At 62.3% G+C, this 5,331-nt stretch carries 4 protein-coding genes and 1 pseudogene; 2 read left to right on the top strand and 3 right to left on the bottom strand.

Annotated elements, in window-relative coordinates; translation table 11 throughout:
• From ABYM29_RS14665 to ABYM29_RS14675, 3 genes are all read right to left on the bottom strand, one after another.
• The coding region (locus ABYM29_RS14665; RefSeq protein WP_372865535.1) for a M20/M25/M40 family metallo-hydrolase at window positions 1-728 on the bottom strand (728 nt) is incomplete at its 3' end.
• A 203-nt stretch (window positions 729-931) separates the two neighbouring features.
• Window positions 932-2,197, bottom strand: coding sequence for an inorganic phosphate transporter (locus ABYM29_RS14670; protein ID WP_372865536.1), 1,266 nt, complete (start codon window positions 2,195-2,197; stop codon window positions 932-934).
• A gap of 33 nt (window positions 2,198-2,230) precedes the next feature.
• Complete coding sequence (locus ABYM29_RS14675; RefSeq protein ID WP_372865537.1) at window positions 2,231-2,908, bottom strand: TIGR00153 family protein; 678 nt, start codon at window positions 2,906-2,908, stop codon at window positions 2,231-2,233.
• Window positions 2,909-3,063: 155 nt separating this feature from the next.
• Between ABYM29_RS14675 and ABYM29_RS14680 the strand changes: the two genes are divergently transcribed.
• Window positions 3,064-4,848 carry a GspE/PulE family protein gene (locus ABYM29_RS14680; RefSeq protein ID WP_372865538.1) on the top strand — a complete coding sequence of 595 codons (1,785 nt, stop codon included), beginning with the start codon at window positions 3,064-3,066 and terminating at the stop codon, window positions 4,846-4,848.
• A 24-nt stretch (window positions 4,849-4,872) separates the two neighbouring features.
• Window positions 4,873-5,331 (top strand): annotated as a pseudogene (locus ABYM29_RS14685) (bifunctional glutamine synthetase adenylyltransferase/deadenyltransferase); the annotation flags it as partial.

Below are 5,331 nucleotides of genomic sequence, written 5' to 3' on the forward strand. Positions count from 1 at the left end.
CCGTGAATGCAGCCCAGGTTCATGGTCGGCGTAGGCACCGCAAAGCCGGGGTGCTGATAGCGCTGCTGCAACTCGCCGCGCAGGCCCAGCAATTCGCCAATCACCTCGTGCATGGCTTCCAGTGCGCTGTTGCCCAGCGCCGGGTTGGAGCTGTGGCCGCTGCGCCCGACAATGGTGATGTTCTCCATAATAATGCCCTTGTGGGCGCGCACTGGCTGCAGGCCAGTGGGCTCGCCGACAATGGCGTAGCGGGCGCCGCTGACATCGCTCTCCACCAGCGCGCGGGCGCCGTCCATGCTGCTCTCTTCGTCGGCGGTGGCGAGAATAATCAGCGGCGCTTTAAAGTCGCGCTCCAGCAGGCTGCTTACCGCCTCGATGACCAGCGCAAAAAAGCCCTTCATATCGGCGGTGCCCAGGCCGTAAAAACGCTGGTCGCGGTCGTCCAGCACAAAGGGGTCAGACTGCCAGCGCGACTCGTCGTAGGGCACGGTGTCGCTGTGGCCGGCCAGTACCAGGCCGCCGTCGCCGCTGCCGTAGGTGGCAATCAGATTGGCCTTGCCGGGTTTGGCCAGCGGCATAATGCGCACCTCAAAGCCCAGCGGTTGCAGCCAGCTGGCCAGCTGGTCGATCACCTTGCGGTTGCCCATATCCCAGCGCGCACTGGTGGCGCTGACCGAGGGCAGGGCGATCAACTCGCGCAGCATTTCTACAAGCGGGGGGTGCTTCATGACGGTACTCGCAGGGGCCTTGGTTGCGGGCCGGGCCAAAAATCAGAGCGGATATTGTAGGCGCGAATGTGCTCAGCGAACAGCGTTTCCAAGTGAGCTTGGCGGTGCTTGTTGCGGGTAAAGAGCGGTCGATTGTTAGCGGGAAGAGCGAGCCGTCGCCGCGGGCGCGGCGACGGCGGTGGGGCGCTGGTGCGCCCCGGGGCTTAGCTGAAGTAGCCCTTGAACATGAAGAAGAACACAATTGCCAGGCCGGCGCCGGCGGGCAGGGTGACGATCCAAGACATAAAGATGTTGCGAATCACCCGTAGGTTCAAGGCGCCAATGCCGCGCGCCAGACCCACACCCAATACCGCGCCCACCAGCGTGTGGGTGGTGGAAATGGGCAGACCGGTGGCCGAGGCCACGACCACGGTGGAGGCGGCGCCCAGCTCGGCGGCAAAGCCGCGGCTTGGGGTCAGCTCGGTGATTTTGGTGCCCACGGTGGCAATTACCTTAAAGCCGTAGGTCGCCAGACCAAAGACGATACCGCCGGCGCCCAGCAGCAGTACCCACCAGGGCAGGGCCGACTTGGCAGCGATTTCACCGCCGGACTGAATCACGCTGACCACCGCCGCGACCGGGCCGATGGCGTTGGCCACATCGTTAGAGCCGTGGGCAAAGGCCATGGCGCAGGCGGTGAACACCATCAGTACCGCAAACACCCGCTCCACGCTGGCAAAGCGCGAGTGACCGGTTGGGTCGGGCTCGTCCTTGATGCGCGACATGAACAGGTGGCCGACAAAGGTAATCACCAGGCCAACCACCGCCGAGTACATCAGGCACTGGGCGAAGTTCAGTCCCAGACCGATATGCTTAAGGCCCTTGGTCATGGTGACCATCGAGATCATAAAGCCGACCAGGAACAGGTAGTAGGGGATGTAGCGCTTGGCGGCTTCAAAGGGTTTCTCGGCGCGCAGAATCAAGTTCTGGGCACTGAGGAACAGCCCGAAGGAAATGGTCCCGGCGAGCACCGGCGACACCACCCAGCTGGCGACAATCTGCCCCACCTTGCCCCAGGCCACGGCATCGACGTCGATGCCCACCGCGGCAAAGCCGACCAGTGCGCCGACAATCGAGTGGGTGGTGGAGACCGGCCAGCCCATCAGGCTGGCAATCAGCAGCCAGGTGCCGGCGGCCAACAGTGCCGACAACATGCCGTAGACCAGTAAATCCGGACTGTCGGCGACGTAGGCGGGGTCGAGAATGCCCTTGCGAATGGTCTGGGTGACTTCGCCACCGGCGAGGTAGGCGCCGGCAAACTCGAACACCATGGCAATAAGGATGGCTTGTTTAATGGTCAGCGCTTTGGCGCCCACCGAGGTCCCCATGGCGTTGGCAACGTCGTTGGCGCCCACACCCCAGGCCATGAAAAATCCAAATAGGCAGGCCAGAATGAGCAGCAGCTGCCCGTGTTCAGCAATGATAGACATGAGTCGTCCTTAAAAAACGGTTGATACCCTTGCTTAGCGGGCAATAACAATTTGCAGGCGCGAACCCACTTTCTGAGACTTGTCGGACAATTCGCCGATCAGCTCGATGATTTTGTACAGAAACACCACATCGACCGGCGGCAGCTCGCGTTCGATGCTGTACAGGCTGGCGCGGATGTTAATCTGCAACTGGTCGGCCTCGGATTCCAGGCGGTCCAGCTCCTCGATCATGTTTTCCACCAGCTTGACCTCGTGGCCGCGGAAACCGGTTTCCAGCAGTTCGTCCAGCTCTTCAATGGCCTTGCGCGCCTGCGAGGAGGTGGCGATGGCCAGATCGACGTACTTGCTCATGGTCTCGATCAGCGGCGCGGGAATTTCCATCTGTCGGCCTAGCATCAGCCCGGCGATGTCTTTCGCGCAGTTGGCGATGCGGTCTTGCATGCTGATCAGTTCGAGAAGGTCGGAGCGGGGAACGGGGAGAAACAGGTTGCTGGGCAGGTTGAGGCGAATTTGTTTTTTAATCAGATCGGCGTCGTGCTCTAGCTTAACGATCTGTTGTTGGGCGGTATTTGCGCTGTCCCAGTCCTTGGCGATCACCGCGCTGATAAACGGCTGCAGCGCCATCGCGCAGGCCTCCGCCTTCTTAATGTGCTCCTGTATTGGCTCAAACGGTGATTTGCCAAACAGATTATTCAGCTTATTTAAGGGCACGATAGGGCTCCTTTGCGCATCAAAATGAAAGTGGCGGGGATTATACGGCGCCAGCCGCGCGGCCACCAGTTTTCTGGCCCCCTAAAGCTGTGCTGGCCGAGTGGCGCTCGAGCTTGCCATAATAGGTGCAATAACAATGACAATCTGGAGTCATAATGCCCAGCCCGCTGATCTGTAACGGCCCCCTGGATACTGCCGTGCTGCTTAGGCAGCTTGTTACCGACGGATTGCTGGCCCCGCAACTGGCGCAGCGCGCCGGGGTCAACCCGCCGCGCAAGGGCGAGCGTTTGCAACACCCGCTGAATTTTCTCGCCAGCCAGCAGCTGCCCGATAACCGCCGCAGCGGTGCCGTGCTCAGTATAGACAGCCTGTTGGAGTGGCTGAGTGGCCACTGCGGTTTGGGCTTTCAGCGCATCGACCCGCTGAAAATCGATGTGCCGGCGGTCACCGAAGTGATGTCCTTCGCCTTCGCCCAGCGCCACCGCATCCTGGCTCTGGCCTCGAACCACCACGAGGTGGTGATCGCCTGCGCCGAGCCCTATGTCGAGGGCTGGATCAAGGACTTGCAGCAGATCCTCAATCGGCCGATTCGCCGGGTGGTGGCCAATGCCGAGGACATCGACCGCTTCACCGTGGAGTTTTACAGTCTGGCGCGCTCGGTGCGCGGCGCCAGCACCGGCGAGCGCAGCGCCACCACCAATCTCGAGCAATTGCTGGAGATCAGCAAGCAGAAAGACCTGGACGCCAACGACAGCCACGTGGTCAATATTGTCGACTGGTTGCTGCAGTACGCCTACGACCAGCGCGCCAGCGATATTCATATCGAGCCGCGCCGCGACCAGGGCAATGTGCGCTTTCGTATCGACGGCGTACTGTGCACGGTCTATCAGTTGCCGGCGCCGGTGCTGACGGCGGTGGTCAGTCGACTGAAAATACTGGGGCGCATGGATGTCGCGGAAAAGCGTCGGCCCCAGGACGGTCGGCTGAAAACCAAAAACCCCTCCGGTCAGGAAATTGAGCTGCGGCTGTCCACCTTGCCCACCGCCTTTGGCGAGAAAATGGTGATGCGCATTTTCGACCCCGAGGTGCTGCTGCGCAGTTTCGACGAGCTCGGCCTGCGCGGCGACGACCTGAAACGCTGGGGTGGAATGATCCGGGCTGCCCACGGCATTGTGCTGGTCACCGGCCCCACCGGCTCCGGTAAAACGACCACCCTGTATTCCAGCCTGCGCCAGATCGCCAGCGAGGAAGTTAACGTCTGCACCATCGAAGACCCGATTGAAATGGTCGAAGACGCCTTCAACCAAATGCAGGTGCAGCAAAATATTAATTTGGACTTTGCCGGCGGGGTGCGGGCCCTGCTGCGCCAGGACCCCGACATCATTATGATCGGCGAAATTCGCGATTTGGAAACCGCCGAAATGGCCATTCAGGCGGCGCTGACCGGCCATTTGGTCATTTCCACCCTGCACACCAACGACGCGCCGTCGGCGGTCACCCGCTTGTTGGAGCTGGGCGTGCCGGCCTATTTGATTCGCGCCACCGTGCTCGGGGTCATGGCCCAGCGGCTGGTGCGCAGCCTGTGTCCGCATTGCAAAACCCCCCACAGCAGCGCCGAGCTGGACCCCGAAGGCACCGAGTGGGCGGCGCTGACCTCGCCCTGGAAGCTGTCGCCGCCGGCGCGCTATTTCACCGCGCCGGGCTGTCTGGAGTGCCGCAATACCGGCTACTACGGCCGCCAGGGGATCTACGAAATATTGACCCTCGACGGCGAGCTGCAGGCCGCCATTAAAGACGATGTGGCACTGGAAGAACTGCGCCTGCTGGCGATGAAAAAGGGCATGCGCACGCTGCGTCTCAGCGGTGCCCGCAAGGTGGCCAGCGGTGAAACCAATATTGCCGAAATACTTCGCGTGGCGCCGCCGGTGCAGACGCACTAGCGCCGCCGGCACAGGGAACACACTATGAATACGGATCTGCAACTGGGTGCCGGCGAGCTGCCGGCGCTGCTGGCCGATGGCCTGGAGGCGCGCTGGCAGGGATTCTTGCAGCGCTGCACTGCCGAGCAGGCCGACTGGTATGGCGCCTTCGCCCACTCACCAGCCCGGCCCCAACTGCTGCGGGTACTGGCGGCCAGCCCGGTGTTTATCGACTACTGCCAGCGCTACCCCGAGGCGCTGATCAGCCTGCAGCAGCAGGGCTTGCTGGACGCGCCAATTAGCCCACAGCAGCTCGAGGACGAGCTGAACGCCGCCTGCCAGAGTTGCGACAGCGCCGACGCGCTGGCCGCAGTGCTGCGTCAATTCCGCTACCGGCACTGGCTGCGCATTGTCTGGCGCGACCTCAACCGCCTGGCCGATATGCCGGCCACCGCCGCCGAGTTGTCGGCGTTGGCCGATGTCTGCGTGCAGCAGGCGCTGGCG

The sequence above is a fragment of the Spongiibacter sp. genome, from assembly GCF_041602295.1.
GTDB lineage: Bacteria > Pseudomonadota > Gammaproteobacteria > Pseudomonadales > Spongiibacteraceae > Spongiibacter.

What these genes read in the sequence shown, in the direction of transcription:
- ABYM29_RS14670 (WP_372865536.1), bottom strand. Translation starts at nt 2,197, where the DNA reads ATGTCTATCATTGCTGAACACGGGCAGCTGCTGCTCATTCTGGCCTGC.
- ABYM29_RS14680 (WP_372865538.1), top strand. Translation starts at nt 3,064, where the DNA reads ATGCCCAGCCCGCTGATCTGTAACGGCCCCCTGGATACTGCCGTGCTG.